Origin of the sequence: Vibrio sp. CB1-14 (genome assembly GCF_040412085.2) — a bacterium.
Lineage (GTDB): Bacteria > Pseudomonadota > Gammaproteobacteria > Enterobacterales > Vibrionaceae > Vibrio > Vibrio chaetopteri.
This window is the reverse complement of sequence record NZ_CP115920.1, coordinates 2,998,722-3,015,925: the sequence shown is the minus strand read 5'-3', so window position 1 is coordinate 3,015,925 and position 17,204 is coordinate 2,998,722. Positions and strand designations below refer to the sequence as shown.

The following is a 17,204-nucleotide window of genomic DNA, read 5'->3' as shown; positions in this document are numbered from 1 at the left end:
ACTCTTGATCGTCATCACTAGAGTATTCATTTGTTTTTCACTTTTTTATATATGCTTTGTTGATTTAATAAACGAACTGCATAAGAATTAACCGTGAGCGAGACGCTCATTTACCCAAATTTCAGGATTAATAAAGTCAGTATGGAGGCACAGAAAATGATGAATCGTATTTCTTTTATCAACGCTTGTGCTGTTCGCCGTACTGATGCTGATCATATGTGTGGTCTAGTTTCGACCGCCACTGTTACCGACAAACCGGTAGCAAGTTCAGCACAAGCTTAATTAATCCGTAACCTTATGAGGCTGCGGAAATAGCAGTCACATAAGAGTCTTTATATCTTTCCTAGACTGCTATTTCTCTCCTCTTTATTTCATAATCTGGAGATTATTATGCGTACTTCTGTTTATCTAACTATCGCAACATGGCTAATTAAAGCTGACATTCAAAAAGAAGAGCGTGAGTGGAAAAGACGCTACCGTCGTAGCGCGTATCAATTGCCGCTTCACAACGAGCCCCTACTAAGAGACATCGGCTTAGACAAAGAAGGTCGTCCACTTGGTCATGTCGCAGCTCCTCAAGTTGTCGCTAAACGCAAAGCTCGTCATCTACGTCGAGAGTTGCAGTCAAGATTAGCTACGTAACTCAAGGCGGGCAGTGTCACTGCCCGCCGAGTTCTTGATATAGCGAGATTGAGTCATTTTTCCATCCCTCAAAAACGCGCTAGAAAACACGATTAGGGGCAAGGATTTGAATACCTTGCCCCTATTATTTGTAACTCTTCTAACAGTTCATCGGACAAGGTGACGTCAATACTATCGATATTGCTTTTTAGTTGGTCGAGATTGGTGGCACCAATAATATTGGAGGCCACAAAAGGACGTTGATTCACAAATGCCAGGGCCATTTGTGATGGATCTAGGCCGTGTTTATGGGCAAGATCGACATAAGCCTGAGTTGCTTCAATGCCTTGAGGCGTGAAGTAACGGACAAAGCGTTCAAATAGGCTGCAACGTGCGCCTTCAGGTTTTTGTCCCTCAAGGTATTTACCGCTCAAGCAGCCGAAGGCTAATGGCGAGTAGGCGAGTAGCTCAACCCCTTCATGGTGACTGATTTCCGACAGTCCCACTTCAAAGCTTCGATTAAGTAAATTATAAGGGTTTTGAATGGAAACGATTCTTGGCAAGTCGTGCTTTTCCGCCAACTTGAGCAGTGTCATTACACCCCATGGCGTTTCGTTGGAGACGCCAATGTAGCGAATTTTTCCCACCTTAATCAGCTCGTTTAGTGCTTCGAGCGTTTCAATTAAGGTAACTTCTTCATTGTCGTCAGGATAAGGGTAATTAAGTTGGCCGAAACAGTTAGTTTTGCGCTGGGGCCAATGAAGCTGGTAAAGGTCGATATAGTCGGTTTTTAATCTAGCGAGGCTGTCATCGAGAGCTTGATGTATATTGCGGCGATCTAGGCTCATATTTTCGCGAATGTAAGGGACGTTGCGCGGGCCTGCGACCTTGGTTGCTAAAACGACTTTTTGTCTTTTATCAGAATGCGATAGCCAGTCACCGATATAAGATTCAGTTAACCCTTGAGTGTTTTGTTTGGGTGGAACTGGATACATCTCTGCAGTATCAATGAAATTGATCCCGCGTTCAACGGCATAATCAAGCTGCTCAAAGGCTTCTTGCTTGGTGTTTTGCTCACCGAATGTCATGGTTCCCAAACAGATTTTACTGACTTCGAGCGAAGAGTGTGGGAGCTTGTGGTATTTCATTGAGCCATCCTTGCTTGTTGTTACTTGATTCCACTATACCCCGTTTTTATAAAAGTTCTGCTCATTTTATGCGCAACTGGCTGCGCCTTGGCTAAACTGATAGTGATAAGTCACGCATTATCCACAAAGCAGAGGAGGTGGACTATGCAAAAACATCAGCTCGATCGTTGGTTACACGGACATCATAAAGAGAGTTATAAGCCACCTAAAGTGTTTGTGATCGGTTGTGCTGATATTTCACACTATTTACTTGCAGTGGAATACAAGCACAAACTCGAACCCATTAAACAAGATGATGAGCCTATTCATTACGAATCTTTAGATTCTGTAAAAGAAGCACTGACACGTCTCGGTGTAGAAAAAGCTTATCTACGGCTTCATAACGCCTACGATGAGTGCGGCAGCGCAGAGATGAATCGCTACTGTGATATTGAACTCAACTTGCACTGAGCGTGTCTCTGTAGCGGCAAACAGGTATTAAGCAAAGTAGGTTTCTAAGATATAGCTCGTAAAACTCGCTCTGAGGTAAAAGCCTCGGGGTAGGGTTTTTATTGGCTGACCATTTGTGCCATACGCTTCCGTCTTCGCTCGGCTGTTGGCGGCCTTTGGCCTTATTTGCAGTACTTCACCGCTTCTGGCGGTAATTTGATTAACATCACCGAGTGCAATCAAATCCATGAGCTCTTCCCAGTCGTTTTTAAGCAATGCCTCTTCTTGCTTCGAAGGGCTCCAGATAAGCGGAGATCCCACACGCCTCTCTGCGACAGGAATCTCGCGCTCACCCTCAACAGGTAGCCAAAGGACTCGCGACAGTTTATTTCGAATATGGCTGGCTTCCCAAGTTAACCCAGTGATCCCTGTTAAAGGGGCGACGCAAACGAAGGTCGACTCCAGTGGTTTGCCATTGTAGCCAATTGGGATGCTCTTTAGCTCGACACCGATTTCAGGAAAATCTTGTACAGGTTTGCTGCCAGCCGTTGCACCAAGGTGCCACTCCAGTAATTGACCAACCCAACCCTTGTCTCGCTTGAGATTGTCAGGTACACGCATATTGGCTGGCTTGGCAAGATCGCCAAAGCTCATGCCAGCGATTTGACGGGCGCGTTCTAACAGTTCGGCTTCGGATTTTGGTGCTGTGTTCATGGGTGTTAATGTCGCTGTTTTTTCTAACCGCCGCTAGTTTACCATGAGAACGAATTCTAGCTCTGTACAAAAAAGGATCACTTCGCTGCAAACTTGATCTATTAAATAGTTATCCACAGCTAGATTGCTTAATTGCCATTAAAAATGAATGCATGGATAAATAATCAGTATATTTGACCTGATAAACTGCTTGAAATATCGGGCTTTGTATGAAAACTGGCAATCCTAATGTGGATAAACCAAGCTGTGGTGGATCTTTGACCGATCTAAATGGTGGCAAATCAAAATCTTAAGAACTACGCATAAGACATGATGGTTTTGATTTTATGTTTATGTTTATTATGACTTTATTATATTGTTCTGTTTTTGGGATAGTTTAGTAGGTTCTAGTTTTTCTACGATTTTTTAGAGAGATCAACGATTCTGCACACAGTTATTCACAGAAAAGGTGAATAAATGTGGCCTATGTCTCATTGTGGTGTTGATAACTACGATGTTGTTTGAATCTTATCCAGTGAACTACAAAGAAGTGGTAATTGTTCAAATTTACACATCCATAAGTTTGCTCAAGTTGGGGATATGTGGAAAAATCAAGGTAATGAAAATTTAATTGAGGTTGGCCAGTGATAGATGGCGATGGTTACCGACTTAATGTTGGTATTGTAATCTGTAACAACCATGGTCAGGTCTTCTGGGCTAAACGATACGGACAACACTCATGGCAGTTTCCTCAGGGCGGTATTGACGAAGGTGAATCCCCTGAAGAGGCCATGTATCGAGAACTGTATGAAGAAGTGGGATTGACTAAGAACGACGTTAAAATCGTTGCGGTCAGTCGTCACTGGTTAAGATATAAGTTACCTAAGCGTTTGGTGCGCTGGGATTCGAAACCGGTCTGTATCGGGCAAAAACAGAAATGGTTTTTACTGCGCTTGGACTGCGATGAGTCCAAAATCAATATGCAGCGCGGTAATACCCCTGAGTTTGATGGTTGGCGTTGGGTAAGTTATTGGTACCCAGTTAGACAAGTGGTTTCGTTCAAGCGTGATGTCTACCGCCGTGCGATGAAAGAGTTTGCTTCGCTAGCGATGCCGTTTAAAGAACGAAAATTTAAAGGCAAAAGAAAGCATCGAAGAGGGTAAGTATGCTATCGCAACTAAGGGATATAGTTGAGCACGTCTCAAAAGTAGAAGACGTGCATGCAGCCCTCGAGATGTTAGTGCAGCAAACGTGTTCAGCGATGAATACCGAGTGCTGCACTATTTATCTTGCCAACGACGATAAGCAGCGCCTAGAGCTCATGGCGACCCAAGGGCTTACCTTCCAAGGTGATACGATTCATATTGGCTTCAATGAAGGTTTGGTCGGCTTAGTTAAGCGTACCGCCGAACCTATCAACCTGGCAGAGGCCGCCAAACACTCCGCATTTAAGTTCTTCCCTGAACTGGGGGAAGACCTCTATCATTCCTTTCTTGGCACGCCTATTATCCATCGCAAGCAAGTGCTCGGTGTGTTGGTCGTGCAGCAAAAAAGCTCCCGACAATTTAGTGAAATGGAAGAGTCTTTTCTGGTCACATTGTCTGCGCAGATCGCGGTGTTGATTGCTCATGCGATCGCCCAGGGACATGGCTTTTTTGATGATAATGCTGCGCTTGTCATTAAGGGCATCGGGGCTTCTTCTGGTGTTGCGATTGGCCCTATTTGGTGGGACAACACTCAGCCAGACCTGAGTGACGTATTCCCTGCGTCCACGCTTGATGTGGCACGTGAGCAAGAGATGCTCTCGGTTGCGATAGAACATGCGCTGGCGGACTTTAAGCGCATGCGCAAAAAGCTCGATTTGGAGCTTAATAAAGATGCGCTGGCCATATTTGACTTGTTTACCCACTTACTCAACGATCCGATGTTGAGAAACGACCTCAAAGCTCAGATCCAAAAAGGGGATAAAGCCGATTGGGCACTGCGCCAAGTCGTCGAAAGTTACGCTAACCGCTTTGCAAAAATGTCCGATGTGTATTTACGCGAGCGGGCGCAAGACATTAAAGAGCTTGGGCAGCGATTGCTGTTCTTCCTCCATGATACAGAGTACCCCATTCACGAGTTTAACGAGCCCGTGATTTTAGTGGTTCGAGAGCTGACCGCTTCGATTTTAGCGTCTATTCCGAAACAGCAATTGCTTGCAGTTGTGTCGCTGGAAGGCGCGGCTAACTCGCACGCGGCAATTTTGTCTAGAGCCATGGGCATTCCAGCGGTCATGGGGGTGAATACTAACCCTGAGCTGCTTAGTGGCAAGCTCGGTATTGTTGATGGCTACAGCGGTGAAATATTCCCAGACCCTAGCCAAGAGCTGCTATTGGAATACCGAGAGCTGGTCAGTGAGGAGTCGGAACTGTCACAAATGGTGGAGTCGACGGCTGACCTTGAGGCCGCCACCAAAGATGGTCAGCGTATTCAAGTTATGCTCAATGCGGGTCTTAGTGCTGATACCAGTATTTCAATCAACAAAAACGTTGATGGCGTCGGCTTGTACCGCACCGAAATTTCGTTCTTATTGCAGCAGCAGTTTCCATCGGAAGAAGAGCAACTGCATCAATATCGTTCTGTGCTAAGTGCTTACTCGAATAAGCGAGTCGTCATGCGTACATTGGATATTGGTGGCGATAAAGCGTTGCCGTATTTGCCTATCGAGGAAGATAATCCATTTTTGGGTTGGCGTGGGATCCGTTTTACCCTAGATCATCCTGATATCTTTTTGATTCAGTTGCGTGCGATGCTTCGTGCTAGCATTGGCATTGATAATCTGAGCATTTTGCTGCCTATGGTCTCTTCGGTGCAGGAGTTTGATGATGCGGCAACCCTGATTGAACAAGCTTATCAGGAAGTGCATGATGCTCATCCAGAGGTGAAAAAACCACAAATCGGTGTGATGATTGAAGTCCCATCGATGTTGTATATTTTGCCGTTCATGGCACAGCGAGTCGATTTTGTTTCGGTGGGCACCAATGACTTAACCCAATATTTATTGGCGGTTGATCGCAATAATGCGCAAGTAGCAGACATCTACGAAACGTTGCACCCCTCAGTGCTTGCGGCAATGAAACACATTTTTGCGACTTGCCAAGCCTATGACTTACCTGTGTGTATCTGTGGCGAGTTAGCCGGTGACCCTATTGGCGCGCTTCTACTCGTTGGCTTGGGTTACGATACCTTGAGTATGAACACCTCTAACGTGGCAAAAGTGAAATACTTGCTTGCGCAGAGCTCACTCGATGAGCTTAAACAACTTGCTGACAAAGCGCTGATGCAACCCTATGGAAAAACCATCTACAATCAAATGCGCGATTTCTTTGAGGCCAAAGGTCTTGCAGGCTTCATCCGTGCAGGTAAATTTTAACTCTTATATTTTGGTCTTGTTGTGAATTACGAATTGATATTGCTGTTGCTACTGCTTGGTGCTGTAGTAGGAACTATGTCGGGTCTGCTGGGGATTGGCGGCGGCCTGATTGTTGTACCAGCCCTGGCGTTTTTGCTGCCTAAGTTTGGCATTGGTAGTGATTTAGTCATGCATATAGCACTCGCGACCTCTCTGGCTTCGATCATTATTACCTCTGGTTCATCGGCAATAAATCACCTTAAGTTAGGCAATGTTGATTTGTTTGTGATTAAGTGGCTCATACCCGGTGTGGTCATCGGTGGGTTTGCTGGCTCTTACATCGCAGAGTGGATCCCTTCGCATTACCTGCCAAAGGTGTTTGCTTTTATCGTGCTGATGTTAGCGATTCAAATGTTCCTATCAATTAAGTCTCAAACGGTACGAAATCTTCCATCTCCATTTATCACCACATGCTGTGGTGCGGGAATTGGCATGGTTTCGAGCCTAGCAGGCATCGGTGGCGGTTCGATGTCGGTGCCATTTTTGAGTAAACATGGCGTTGAAATGCGCCGTGCGGTGGGATCTTCTTCTGTTTGTGGTTGTGTGATTGCACTGGCAGGCATGTTAGGCTTCGTGTTTCATGGTGCGAAGGCCGAAGGGCTGCCGGAATTCAGTGTCGGCTATGTTTACCTACCAGCTTTGTTTGCGATTGCCGCTACCTCCATGGTGACGACGCGATTTGGTGCCAAGTTGGCGACGACAATGCCAACACCGAAACTTAAAAAGATTTTTGCAGTCTTTCTATTGTTCGTGGCATTTTCTATGATGTTTTAGCCCCATTATTTAATAACTTTAAGTGAGCGTTTTATGTCTCAGGGATATATCCAGTTTCCAAATATTGACCCTGTTCTGTTTGAGTTAGGTCCGCTGTCTGTCCGTTGGTACGGTTTGATGTACTTGATCGGTTTTGCTTTCGCTTTGTGGCTTGCAAATCGACGCGCAGATAAGGCAGGTTCAGGTTGGACTCGAGAGCAAGTGTCGGATCTTCTGTTTGCCGGCTTTCTTGGAGTAGTTATCGGTGGTCGCGTCGGCTACGTATTGTTTTACGGCTTTGAAGAGCTGCTACAAGACCCGCTTTATCTATTTAAAGTGTGGACTGGCGGTATGTCATTCCACGGCGGCTTGCTGGGTGTTATCACGGCGATGTTTTGGTACGCACGTAAAAACGGTCGCACTTTCTTCAATGTTGCGGACTTTATTGCGCCACTAGTGCCGTTTGGCTTAGGCATGGGGCGTCTTGGCAACTTCATGAATAGTGAGCTTTGGGGACGCGTGACAGATGTGCCATGGGCGATTATCTTCCCCAACGGCGGTCCGTTACCTCGCCACCCATCTCAATTGTATGAGTTTGCGTTAGAAGGTGTGGTGTTATTCCTAATTCTGAACTGGTTCATTCGTAAACCTCGCCCAGAAGGCTCTGTCTCTGGCTTGTTCTTGCTTGGTTATGGAACCTTTAGATTTATGGTAGAGTACGTGCGCGAGCCGGATGCCCACCTAGGTTTGTTTGGTGGATTTATCTCAATGGGTCAAATCCTCTCATTGCCAATGATGATCATTGGCGGCTTGATGGTCGCGTGGGCTTATAAAGTCAACGGTGCAACCACTCCAAAAGTATCGAAGTAATAGGAATTGTCGTGAAGCAGTATTTAGACTTATGTCAGCGAATCGTTGACGAGGGTATTTGGGTTGAGAACGAGCGCACTGGTAAACGTTGTTTAACCGTGATTAATGCCGATCTTACTTACGATGTTGCTGGTAATGCCTTTCCATTGGTCACAACTCGCAAGAGCTTTTGGAAAGCAGCAGTCGCTGAGCTACTTGGCTACATCCGCGGCTATGACAATGCGGAAGATTTTCGCAAGTTGGGCACCAAAACGTGGGATGCCAACGCTAACCTCAATGAAGCGTGGTTAAACAATCCATATCGTAAAGGCGAAGACGATATGGGACGTGTCTATGGTGTTCAAGGCCGAGCATGGGCGAAGCCGGATGGCGGCCATATTGACCAGCTTCGCAAGATTGTTGATGACCTTTCAAAGGGCGTTGATGACCGTGGTGAAATTCTTAATTTCTACAACCCAGGTGAATTTCATATGGGGTGCCTACGTCCTTGTATGTACAGCCACCACTTTTCTCTATTGGGTGACACCTTATATCTAAACAGTACTCAGCGCTCTTGTGACGTGCCGCTTGGACTTAATTTCAATATGGTTCAGGTGTATGTGTTCTTGGCCATCATGGCGCAAATCACCGGCAAGAAGCCGGGTCTGGCTTACCACAAGATTGTGAATGCGCATATTTATGAAGATCAGCTTGAGCTGATGCGTGACGTGCAGCTTAAACGTGAGCCCTTGGCTGCGCCAGAGTTTCGCATTAACCCAAAAATTAAGTCACTAGAAGATCTAGAAACTTGGGTAACGCTGGATGATTTTGAAGTGATTGGGTACGAGAGTCACGAGCCGATTCGTTATCCGTTTTCAGTATAACGTTTCATGTAAAGAGTCGAACAAAAACGCCGAGCAGGTCAGTCTGCTCGGCGTTTTTTGTGACCAGCTAATATAGCTCTGTTGCTGACTAAAAGCTTCTTTACCAGCTAATGGCTTCACGTTCGGTAAAAAAGCCTGCGGTTGGACCATCTTCTTCTAGTGTCGCTAACCAAATCGCAGTGTCGGCGCCTTCTCGTGGTGTTTTCAGCTTCACCTTGTCTCCGTATTCAGGCAGTTCATCTAGATTCATGCCGGAATCGACCCAACCAGGGCAGTAGGAATTCACCTTAATACCAAATGGTTCAAGCTCTTTGGCAAACAGGACTGTGTTGGCGTTAACACCAACTTTTGAGGACTGATAGGCTGCACAGACATCATCTCTCCAAGGGGAGTTCATATTGGCGAGCTGAGAAAGCTGAGCCGCTTGGCTCGATACATTGACCACACGAGCCCCGGCGGATTTTTTCAGTAGCGGGGTTAAAGCTCGTGTAAGCAAGAATGGGCCAATCTGATTGATTTCAATCACTCGTCGATAAGTGTCCTCATCGATCCGTGATGGATGCTTGCCAAAATCCGCTAAGATTGAAGCGTTGTTGACCAACACATCTAAACGACCAAACTCTTCCTCTATCTTGTTGGCGATAGCCGGAAACATTGAAGACATCGCAAGATCAATTTTAACGTGCGATGCCAGGTAGCCTTTGTGACGGAGTTCATTGGCGAGGGCGCTGCAAGATTGGATGTCCGCCATGATCACGTGGAAACCTTGTTCCATGAGCATTTCAGATGTGGCGAGACCGATCCCTTGAAACGCACCGGTAACAAGTGCGATTTTGTGCATACTGGACCTTTTCGTCGAGTTTATTGATTGCAGTTTATCGCTGGAGGGAGAAGGTTGGCAGTAACATAGGGGGATGTTACCTCTAGGTAACTGCCAAAATGTGAAGGTAAAACGTTAGTCGTAGTAGTACTCTTCAGCGATTTCCTCGTCGACGATCTCTTCTTCGATAATTTCTTCTTCAACGACTTCTTCAGCCACGATTTCGTCTTCTACAGCGACATCAGTAACGACTTCACACGCTTCTTCATCGTAAGCGCCATCAACAGTACCTACAACCGCACCCGTACCGCCACCAATTGCAGCACCGGCAGCTGCGCCGCGTCCGCCGTCAACAATACCACCGACAACAGCGCCGGTGATTGCACCATCTACTGCTCCATCGATAGCGCCTTCTGCGGTTTGGTCACAGTAGTATGCAAAGCTTGGTGAGGCGATAAGTGTGCTGAGAAGTAGAATTTTTGTTTTCATGACAGAGTCCTATACATAGTGATTACGTAATAGAGTAAACAACGACTTAAACTTCGGTAAGTTGGTCAACGTCAATCTTGGGTTAGTTTCTAGTCTTGGTATTGTTGTGCTGTATTGGCGGTCTGCGTCGCTAAGTGATGTGTCAATAATAGGATGCAAAGACTCAACAATAGGTTGTAACTTGCGAAGCGTTAAGCGGTTGACTCATAATGAAATGAGCGAAAAATAGGAGAGCAGAAAATGCGAGCGTATGTATGGATATTGGCAGCCTTACTGGTGGGCTGCAGTAGCGGCCCCGATGAGATCAAAGTTGCCGATGAAAAGCTGTTGGTCAGTTATCAAGATGCGAACCCTGATGCGACACCTTATAAAGGTCAGCCAGCGCGCTGGGGTGGGGTGGTCGCAAAACTTACTAACCCGTCGGCAAGCAGTAGTGAGTTGCAAATCAGTTATTTTGAGCTTGATGCGAAAGGGCGACCAGATGAGACCCGGCAGGGAAGTAGCCGTTTTGTCGTTAAGGTAGAGCGATTTTTAGACCCGAAGATCTTTGTGCTAGGTAAACCGATGACTTTTGTCGGCAACATTGAGGGACAAACGGATATCAAAGTGGGTGAGCAAACGCTTTCTGTCCCGGTGTTAAAGGCGTCAAACTACTACCTTTGGACGGAAGATAAACGCATCAAAACCTATTATGTCGGCGACCCGTACTACAACTACTATTATGACCGCTATTACTATTGGGACTACGTCGATGAAGCCGATCTTATCGATCATTACGACGCGTACGATGCTTATGACGCCTACGATTATGGTGACTTCTAAAAACGAAAACGCTCAGCATCTGCTGAGCGTTTTTTTATTCTTTACCATTGCCATTTAGCGGCGCCAGTGAATTCGTTGTTAAGCAGTCAGGGCTAGAATCGAACCTGGGATAATCACGAAGATAGACACTAGGTAACCCGCCACAACGGCTTTGTTCTTGATAGCCATATCAGAGATAAAGTCGGCGCCTTTCACTGGAAGCTCACGCAGGAACGGAATACCGAAGATAAATACCGTTGCCATGATATTGAACACCAAGTGCACTAGAGCAATCTGCAGAGCAAACACAGCGTACTCACCAGATACCGCAGTGGCAGCAAGCAGACCCGTGATACAAGTACCAATGTTCGCACCTAGCGTGAATGGGTACACGTCACGAACTTTCAGAGCACCCGTACCGACTAGCGGAACCATTAAGCTGGTGGTTGTTGATGAAGACTGAACCAGTACTGTCACGATAGAGCCAGACACGATACCGTGAATAGGGCCACGACCAATTGCGTTCTTTAGAATTTCGCGAGCACGACCAACCATTAGGCTCTTCATGAGTTTGCCCATCACAGTGATAGCAACGAAGATAGTCGCGATACCAAGAACAATAAGTAGTACACCACCGGTCACGTCACCAAATGCACTCAGCGGCTCTTGAATAGCGCTCACTATTGGCTTGGTGATTGGTTTGATGAAGTTAAGACCACCCATGCTCATATCGCCTGTCGCCATCATTGGCGATACAAGCCAGCTAGAGATCTTGTCTAGCACACCGAACATCATTTCTAGCGGCAGGAAGATAGCGACAGCAAGCAAGTTGAAGAAGTCGTGAATCGTAGCACTTGCAAAAGCACGCTTAAACTCGGTGTTGCAACGAACGTGACCAAGACTGACTAGGGTATTGGTGACGGTAGTACCAATGTTTGCACCCATGATCATTGGGATTGCAGTCGTCACAGGTAAGCCACCGGCTACCAGACCAACAATAATAGACGTAACAGTACTAGAAGACTGAATCAGTGCCGTAGCAACCAAACCAATCATCAAGCCTGCTACTGGGTGAGAAGCAAACTCGAATAGCACTTTTGCGTGCTCGCCTGTCGCCATTTTAAAGCCACTACCTACCATAGAAACAGCAAGTAGCAATAGGTAAAGCATGAATGCCAAGTTAGCCCAGCGCAGCCAACGCGTCGTAGTCGACATAGGAGTCGTCGCTGTAGTTGCTTGGTTCATCATAGTTTTCTCCGTTTGGCCTTGGTTAATCTATTTGCGGCCTGTTGTTGAATCTGACGCGATAGTAGAACTCGAATATTACAGAAATATGACGAAACTATTTCTATGTGATTTAAGTGCGATCATCGGTTGATTTTTGTTCTGTAAATTTGCATTTACGCATTTAAATTCTTGATATTTAAGGGGTTGATCCTTTTTGAGAAAAAGAGATTAATCTGACGTGATTGATGAATTAAATCGATTTATATTGACCACTTTGTCATTTATATGACAGTAGTGTGGCGAATGTGACAGTGCTTATTTCGTAAAAATGAAGGGTAAGTTGTTTTTGTCATCGGTTATATCGAACATTGTTGCCGTGGCGAGATTTTGCTATAAAAGAGAGTCACTCAATTTAGGCGATTTAGAATGTCTCATCTCAACTATAACCATTTGTACTACTTCTGGATGGTGTGCAAACAAGGTTCAGTTACCAAAGCAGCCGATGCGCTGTTTTTGACTCCACAAACGGTTACCGGACAAATCAAAGCGCTAGAAGAGCGTATGGATGGCAAATTGACTAAGCGAAATGGTCGCAGTGTTGAGCCAACCGAGCTAGGACAACTGGTCTATAAATACGCAGATCGAATGTTTGGGCTGAGTTACGAGATGCTGGATATCGTTAATTACAGCCAGCGCTCCAACCTACTGTTTGATGTTGGTGTCGCGGATGCGCTGTCTAAACGTCTAGTCAGTAAGATCTTAATGACGACTATTCCTGAAGATAACAACATCCACCTTCGCTGCTTTGAATCAACGCACGAAATGCTGTTAGAGCAACTGGCTCAGCATAAGCTGGATATGATTCTGTCTGATTGTCCAGTGGATTCCAGCCAAAGCCCGGGGTTGTTCAGTAAAAAGCTGGGCGAAAGTCGCATGAGCTTCTTTACTTCTGGGCATTTGGAGAACGTACGTTTTCCTGAAGTACTTGAACAGACTCGGCTGCTTATTCCTGGTAGTCGTACATCCATGGGTCGTAAAGTTATCCAATGGTTTGACCAACAGGGAATTCAGCCGAATATTTTGGGTGAGTTTGACGATGTTGCGTTGATGAAAGCCTTCTCTATGTACAAAGACGATGTCATCTTCTTGGCGCCGAGTATCTATATGTCGGAAATAAAAGATAAGCGTAACTTGCAGTTGATTGGAGATATTGAAGACATTAAAGAAGAGTATTACGTAATTTTCGCAGAACGAATGATCCAACATCCAGCGGTAAAAAGTGTCTGTGAAGCGGATTTTACTGATCTACTTGCGTTTTAACTTTAGAGTTAGTTATCAATTTATTCATGTCAACAACAGTTAATTAAACAAAGCGTTAGCATGCGCGTGCTAACCATGTAAAATGTGTCGGAAATTGCCAGCGTTATGATTTTCTGTGGCAAAGACTGGCACATTGACAACGGTATCACCAAATAACTAGAGGTAGATTATGAACTTGCAGGATATGGAGAAAAACGCATCACAAGCGGTAGTACTCTTAAAAGCGATGGCTAATGAGAGACGCCTGCAAATTCTGTGTATGCTACACAATACAGAGTTGTCGGTCGGTGAGTTGTGTGCGCGTTTGGAATTGAGTCAATCAGCACTGTCTCAGCATTTAGCTTGGTTGCGCCGCGATGGATTGGTCTCCACGCGTAAAGAAGCACAAACGGTGTTTTATACCCTGAGCAGCAGCGAAGTTCGCCAGTTGATTGAAACGTTGCATGGTATGTACTGCAGTGATGAGTAAGCCATAACGTTCGCTACTTTGTCGTAGCGAGTGTTTTCTTGTTAACAAAGAAAACTGTCAATATAGAAAATGCAGATACAAAAACCGGCCTTAGCCGGTTTTTTTAACACAATACAAAGTCTAGATTATAGAGCTTTGATTGCAGCAGAGAAGCGAGCCTTGTGACGAGCAGCTTTATTCTTATGAATAAGGCCTTTAGTCGCCATGCGGTCAAGGATTGGAGTAACTTCTGCAAATGCTGAAGTTGCTGCTTCTTTGTCGCCAGCTTCGATAGCTGCGATTGTTTTCTTCATGTAAGTGCGCATCATAGAACGACGGCTAGCGTTGTGCTGGCGACGTTTCTCAGCTTGGATAGCGCGCTTCTTAGCAGATTTACTGTTTGCCAAGGGTCTAACTCCCAAAAACTTAGTTCGGTGACAATTTAAGGGCGAGGAATATCCCTCATTTGCGCTCAATTGTCAAATGATTTGTGCAAAAACCCGACGATACAAAACAATTTTTGATATCTGTGGGCTATCGCGGTTAAGATGGCGGGGATTCTAACAGTATTTTTCGACCAATGCTAATACTAATCCTCTCTTCAATAACAAAGGCTATTGAAACCGATAAATAGCAAAGCATTGGCTAGGTAATTCAGAGGTTATCGTGAGTAAACGCCTTCTTAAGTCCGGCATGATTGTCAGTGCCATGACGCTGGTGTCTCGAGTATTGGGACTGGTTCGTGATGTGGTGGTGGCGAATCTAATGGGGGCAGGGGCGAGCGCTGATGTCTTCTTCTTTGCCAATAAAATCCCCAACTTTCTTAGACGCCTTTTTGCAGAAGGTGCTTTCTCTCAGGCATTTGTTCCTGTACTTACCGAATATCATGCCTCTGGTGATAAAGATAAAACTCGAGATTTAATCGCTAAAGCGTCCGGTACGTTGGGAGTGATTGTCACTATTGTGACGCTACTCGGTATTCTTGGCTCGAGCGTTGTTACCGCTTTATTTGGTTTTGGTTGGTTTCTTGATTGGCTCAATGATGGCCCTGCGGCTCCGAAGTTTGAACTCGCCAGCTTGATGCTTAAAATCACCTTCCCGTATCTCTGGTTTATTACGTTTGTTGCGCTATCAGGGGCGATTCTTAACACCTTAGGCAAGTTTGCGGTGTCTTCTTTTACGCCCGTCTTTCTCAATGTGATGATCATTGCCTGTGCGTGGTTCCTTTCACCAAACCTGGCACAGCCGGAAATTGGCTTGGCAATTGGGGTGTTTTTAGGTGGCTTTGTCCAGTTTGCGTTCCAAATTCCCTTCCTTATTAAAGAGGGGGTATTGGTTAGGCCTAAGTGGGGCTGGCGCGATCCTGGGGTGACTAAGATCCGTACCTTGATGATTCCTGCATTGTTCGGTGTATCGGTGAGCCAAATTAACCTGCTGTTCGATACCTTTATTGCCAGTTTCCTAGCCACAGGTTCAATCAGTTGGCTTTACTACTCTGACCGTCTTTTAGAGTTCCCGCTTGGTTTGTTTGGTATTGCCATTGCTACCGTGATTTTGCCGGCGCTATCACGTAAGCACGTTGACGCTCAAAGTGAAGGTTTTGCTCACACCATGGATTGGGGCGTACGCATGGTTATCCTACTCGGCTTACCTGCGATGTTGGGATTAATGGTGCTCGCAAAGCCGATGTTGATGGTGCTCTTCATGCGTGGTGAATTTACTCCTCATGATGTTGATCAGGCGTCTCTATCTTTATTAGCTTATGCATCCGGTCTACTTAACTTTATGTTGATTAAGGTACTCGCGCCAGGTTATTACTCGCGCCAAGATACGAAGACGCCAGTGAAATATGGCATTGTTGCTATGGCGACCAACATGGTCTTCAATGCGATCTTTGCTTATTTCTATGGGTATGTTGGTCTGGCAATGGCAACAGCGTTGTCTGCCTTTATTAATATGGCGCTGCTCTATCGTGGACTTCATCGTCAAAATGTCTATCGCATTACCAAGAAAACCGTTGGCTTTGTCGTTCGTCTAGTGATTGCTGTAGCCGCTATGGTGGCGGTATTGCTGTGGCAGCTACAAGACATGCAGCAGTGGCTTAGTTGGGGCTTATCTGAGCGTATTGTTAGCTTGACGGTACTGATTGGTCTTGGAGGGGTGACATACTTGGTGGCACTGCTTATTTTGGGAATTCGTCCGAAAGACGTAAAAGCAGCGACAGATTAACAATGATTGGTTATAATCCGTCGGTTTCACACTCGTAATATTTACTCAAGCAGGTGGTTTGGTCGTTTCATGGAACTCATTCGAGGCATACATAACCTTAAAAATCAGCACCATGGCTGCGTTTTAACCATCGGCAACTTTGACGGTGTCCACCTTGGGCATCAACGTGTACTGAGCCAGGTAAAACAGAGAGCATCTCTGCTTGGTTTGCCTGCGGTTGTGATGACTTTTGAACCACAACCGATGGAGCTGTTTGCGAAAGATAAAGCGCCAGCGCGTTTGACTCGATTACGTGATAAGTACGAACTGCTTGAGAAAATGGAACTGGATCGCCTGTTGTGCGTGAACTTTAATCAACGATTTGCCAGCTTAACTGCGGAGTCTTTTATTCGAGACTTGTTGGTGGACAAATTGGGTGTTAAGTTCCTTGTCATCGGCGATGACTTCCGCTTCGGTAAAGGGCGCGAAGGTAATTTCGAGATGCTTCAAAAAGCGGGCGATGAGTTCGGTTTTGAAGTCGTGAATACGGCAAGTTTTCTTGTTGAAGAGACTCGAGTCAGTTCAACGGCCATTCGTCAGGCTCTTGCCAATGACGAGCTCGATGCAAGCGCAGAAATGTTGGGGCGTCACTATACTTTGTCAGGGCGTGTTGCCCATGGTCAAAAGTTAGCGCGTGGTTTTGGATTTCCGACCGCCAATATTTCACTTAAGCGCTATGTCGTGCCGGTGCGTGGCGTTTATGCTGTGCAGGTATTCGGTGTGGATGATAAGCCGCTACCAGGCATTGCTAATGTAGGTAAAAAGCCAACGGTCGCGGGGACAACGCCCGATCTTGAAGTGCATATTTTTGACTACGAGGGCAACCTTTATGGTCAACAAATTGAAGTGGCACTGCTTCACAAAATCCGTGATGAGAAAAAATTCGAGTCATTGGAGCTGCTTAAGCAGCAAATAGAATTGGATGCTGATGTAGCAAGGGTGTGGCTACGTCAGTTTAAGGGTTAGCGGAAGATTCCACCGCTAACATAATGTCTAACTG

At 45.8% G+C, this 17,204-nt stretch carries 19 protein-coding genes; 13 read left to right on the top strand and 6 right to left on the bottom strand.

Going from position 1 to position 17,204, the window contains the following annotated elements:
* The first annotated feature begins 156 nt into the window (after positions 1-156).
* Together PG915_RS13695 and PG915_RS13690 are read left to right on the top strand one after the other, a co-directional pair.
* A complete protein-coding gene (locus PG915_RS13695; protein WP_353497011.1) occupies positions 157-282 on the top strand; it encodes a hypothetical protein in 126 nt (41 codons plus the stop codon).
* A gap of 108 nt (positions 283-390) precedes the next feature.
* Complete coding sequence (locus tag PG915_RS13690) at positions 391-642, top strand: DUF1127 domain-containing protein (RefSeq protein WP_353497010.1); 252 nt, start codon at positions 391-393, stop codon at positions 640-642.
* Between the two features lie 92 nt (positions 643-734).
* On the opposite strand, the gene PG915_RS13685 is transcribed toward PG915_RS13690, so the two are convergent.
* Positions 735-1,769, bottom strand: a complete 1,035-nt coding sequence (locus PG915_RS13685; RefSeq protein WP_353497009.1) for an NADP(H)-dependent aldo-keto reductase — start codon at positions 1,767-1,769, stop codon at positions 735-737.
* 144 nt (positions 1,770-1,913) lie between these two features.
* On the opposite strand from PG915_RS13685, the gene PG915_RS13680 reads away from it, so the two are divergent.
* Entirely contained in the window at positions 1,914-2,219 is a 306-nt protein-coding gene (locus tag PG915_RS13680) for a DUF6482 family protein (protein ID WP_042496529.1), read from the top strand.
* A gap of 27 nt (positions 2,220-2,246) precedes the next feature.
* Here the strand turns inward: PG915_RS13680 and mutH are convergent, their stop codons facing one another.
* Positions 2,247-2,912 (bottom strand): DNA mismatch repair endonuclease MutH, encoded by a 666-nt coding sequence (gene mutH, locus PG915_RS13675; protein ID WP_353497008.1) that lies wholly within the window; start codon positions 2,910-2,912, stop codon positions 2,247-2,249.
* 623 nt (positions 2,913-3,535) lie between these two features.
* Between mutH and rppH the strand changes: the two genes are divergently transcribed.
* The 5 genes from rppH to PG915_RS13650 are packed head-to-tail and all read left to right on the top strand — an operon-like array spanning position 3,536 to position 8,831.
* Positions 3,536-4,054, top strand: a complete 519-nt coding sequence (gene rppH, locus PG915_RS13670) for an RNA pyrophosphohydrolase (protein WP_353497007.1) — start codon at positions 3,536-3,538, stop codon at positions 4,052-4,054.
* A gap of 2 nt (positions 4,055-4,056) precedes the next feature.
* Positions 4,057-6,306, top strand: a complete 2,250-nt coding sequence (gene ptsP / locus PG915_RS13665; RefSeq protein WP_353497006.1) for a phosphoenolpyruvate--protein phosphotransferase — start codon at positions 4,057-4,059, stop codon at positions 6,304-6,306.
* A 21-nt stretch (positions 6,307-6,327) separates the two neighbouring features.
* Positions 6,328-7,119: a sulfite exporter TauE/SafE family protein gene (locus PG915_RS13660; protein ID WP_353497004.1), complete on the top strand. Its 792-nt coding sequence runs from the start codon at positions 6,328-6,330 to the stop codon at positions 7,117-7,119.
* A gap of 33 nt (positions 7,120-7,152) precedes the next feature.
* Entirely contained in the window at positions 7,153-7,968 is an 816-nt protein-coding gene (lgt, locus tag PG915_RS13655; RefSeq protein WP_353497003.1) for a prolipoprotein diacylglyceryl transferase, read from the top strand.
* A gap of 11 nt (positions 7,969-7,979) precedes the next feature.
* Positions 7,980-8,831, top strand: coding sequence for a thymidylate synthase (locus tag PG915_RS13650; RefSeq protein WP_353497002.1), 852 nt, complete (start codon positions 7,980-7,982; stop codon positions 8,829-8,831).
* 100 nt (positions 8,832-8,931) lie between these two features.
* Here PG915_RS13650 and PG915_RS13645 read toward each other — a convergent pair whose 3' ends face one another.
* Both PG915_RS13645 and PG915_RS13640 read right to left on the bottom strand, forming a co-directional pair.
* Positions 8,932-9,672, bottom strand: coding sequence for an SDR family NAD(P)-dependent oxidoreductase (locus tag PG915_RS13645; protein ID WP_353497001.1), 741 nt, complete (start codon positions 9,670-9,672; stop codon positions 8,932-8,934).
* A gap of 114 nt (positions 9,673-9,786) precedes the next feature.
* The gene (locus tag PG915_RS13640) at positions 9,787-10,140 is read right to left on the bottom strand and encodes a hypothetical protein (protein ID WP_353497000.1); all 354 of its coding nucleotides are present in this window, start codon (positions 10,138-10,140) and stop codon (positions 9,787-9,789) included.
* Between the two features lie 240 nt (positions 10,141-10,380).
* Here PG915_RS13640 and PG915_RS13635 point away from each other — a divergent pair, with 240 nt between their 5' ends.
* Entirely contained in the window at positions 10,381-10,962 is a 582-nt protein-coding gene (locus PG915_RS13635) for a Slp family lipoprotein (protein WP_353496999.1), read from the top strand.
* 78 nt (positions 10,963-11,040) lie between these two features.
* Here PG915_RS13635 and PG915_RS13630 read toward each other — a convergent pair whose 3' ends face one another.
* Positions 11,041-12,186, bottom strand: coding sequence for a Na/Pi symporter (locus PG915_RS13630; RefSeq protein ID WP_418642260.1), 1,146 nt, complete (start codon positions 12,184-12,186; stop codon positions 11,041-11,043).
* A gap of 408 nt (positions 12,187-12,594) precedes the next feature.
* Between PG915_RS13630 and nhaR the strand changes: the two genes are divergently transcribed.
* Both nhaR and PG915_RS13620 read left to right on the top strand, forming a co-directional pair.
* Positions 12,595-13,488: a transcriptional activator NhaR gene (gene nhaR, locus PG915_RS13625; protein WP_112459583.1), complete on the top strand. Its 894-nt coding sequence runs from the start codon at positions 12,595-12,597 to the stop codon at positions 13,486-13,488.
* A gap of 169 nt (positions 13,489-13,657) precedes the next feature.
* Positions 13,658-13,957, top strand: coding sequence for an ArsR/SmtB family transcription factor (locus tag PG915_RS13620; protein WP_042496542.1), 300 nt, complete (start codon positions 13,658-13,660; stop codon positions 13,955-13,957).
* A gap of 125 nt (positions 13,958-14,082) precedes the next feature.
* On the opposite strand, the gene rpsT is transcribed toward PG915_RS13620, so the two are convergent.
* Positions 14,083-14,343, bottom strand: a complete 261-nt coding sequence (rpsT, locus tag PG915_RS13615) for a 30S ribosomal protein S20 (protein WP_042473565.1) — start codon at positions 14,341-14,343, stop codon at positions 14,083-14,085.
* A 259-nt stretch (positions 14,344-14,602) separates the two neighbouring features.
* On the opposite strand from rpsT, the gene murJ reads away from it, so the two are divergent.
* Both murJ and ribF read left to right on the top strand, forming a co-directional pair.
* Positions 14,603-16,165, top strand: a complete 1,563-nt coding sequence (gene murJ / locus PG915_RS13610; RefSeq protein ID WP_353496997.1) for a murein biosynthesis integral membrane protein MurJ — start codon at positions 14,603-14,605, stop codon at positions 16,163-16,165.
* Positions 16,166-16,234: 69 nt separating this feature from the next.
* Positions 16,235-17,170: a bifunctional riboflavin kinase/FAD synthetase gene (gene ribF, locus PG915_RS13605; RefSeq protein WP_353496996.1), complete on the top strand. Its 936-nt coding sequence runs from the start codon at positions 16,235-16,237 to the stop codon at positions 17,168-17,170.
* The last annotated feature ends 34 nt before the right edge of the window (positions 17,171-17,204 follow it).

Excerpts from the sequence above, each read along its gene's own strand:
- PG915_RS13695 (WP_353497011.1), top strand. The coding sequence starts at position 157 with ATGATGAATCGTATTTCTTTTATCAACGCTTGTGCTGTTCGCCGTACT.
- PG915_RS13690 (WP_353497010.1), top strand. The coding sequence starts at position 391 with ATGCGTACTTCTGTTTATCTAACTATCGCAACATGGCTAATTAAAGCT.
- PG915_RS13685 (WP_353497009.1), bottom strand. The coding sequence starts at position 1,769 with ATGAAATACCACAAGCTCCCACACTCTTCGCTCGAAGTCAGTAAAATC.
- PG915_RS13680 (WP_042496529.1), top strand. The coding sequence starts at position 1,914 with ATGCAAAAACATCAGCTCGATCGTTGGTTACACGGACATCATAAAGAG.
- mutH (WP_353497008.1), bottom strand. The coding sequence starts at position 2,912 with ATGAACACAGCACCAAAATCCGAAGCCGAACTGTTAGAACGCGCCCGT.
- ptsP (WP_353497006.1), top strand. The coding sequence starts at position 4,057 with ATGCTATCGCAACTAAGGGATATAGTTGAGCACGTCTCAAAAGTAGAA.
- lgt (WP_353497003.1), top strand. The coding sequence starts at position 7,153 with ATGTCTCAGGGATATATCCAGTTTCCAAATATTGACCCTGTTCTGTTT.
- PG915_RS13645 (WP_353497001.1), bottom strand. The coding sequence starts at position 9,672 with ATGCACAAAATCGCACTTGTTACCGGTGCGTTTCAAGGGATCGGTCTC.
- PG915_RS13640 (WP_353497000.1), bottom strand. The coding sequence starts at position 10,140 with ATGAAAACAAAAATTCTACTTCTCAGCACACTTATCGCCTCACCAAGC.
- PG915_RS13635 (WP_353496999.1), top strand. The coding sequence starts at position 10,381 with ATGCGAGCGTATGTATGGATATTGGCAGCCTTACTGGTGGGCTGCAGT.
- PG915_RS13630 (WP_418642260.1), bottom strand. The coding sequence starts at position 12,186 with ATGAACCAAGCAACTACAGCGACGACTCCTATGTCGACTACGACGCGT.
- nhaR (WP_112459583.1), top strand. The coding sequence starts at position 12,595 with ATGTCTCATCTCAACTATAACCATTTGTACTACTTCTGGATGGTGTGC.
- PG915_RS13620 (WP_042496542.1), top strand. The coding sequence starts at position 13,658 with ATGAACTTGCAGGATATGGAGAAAAACGCATCACAAGCGGTAGTACTC.
- ribF (WP_353496996.1), top strand. The coding sequence starts at position 16,235 with ATGGAACTCATTCGAGGCATACATAACCTTAAAAATCAGCACCATGGC.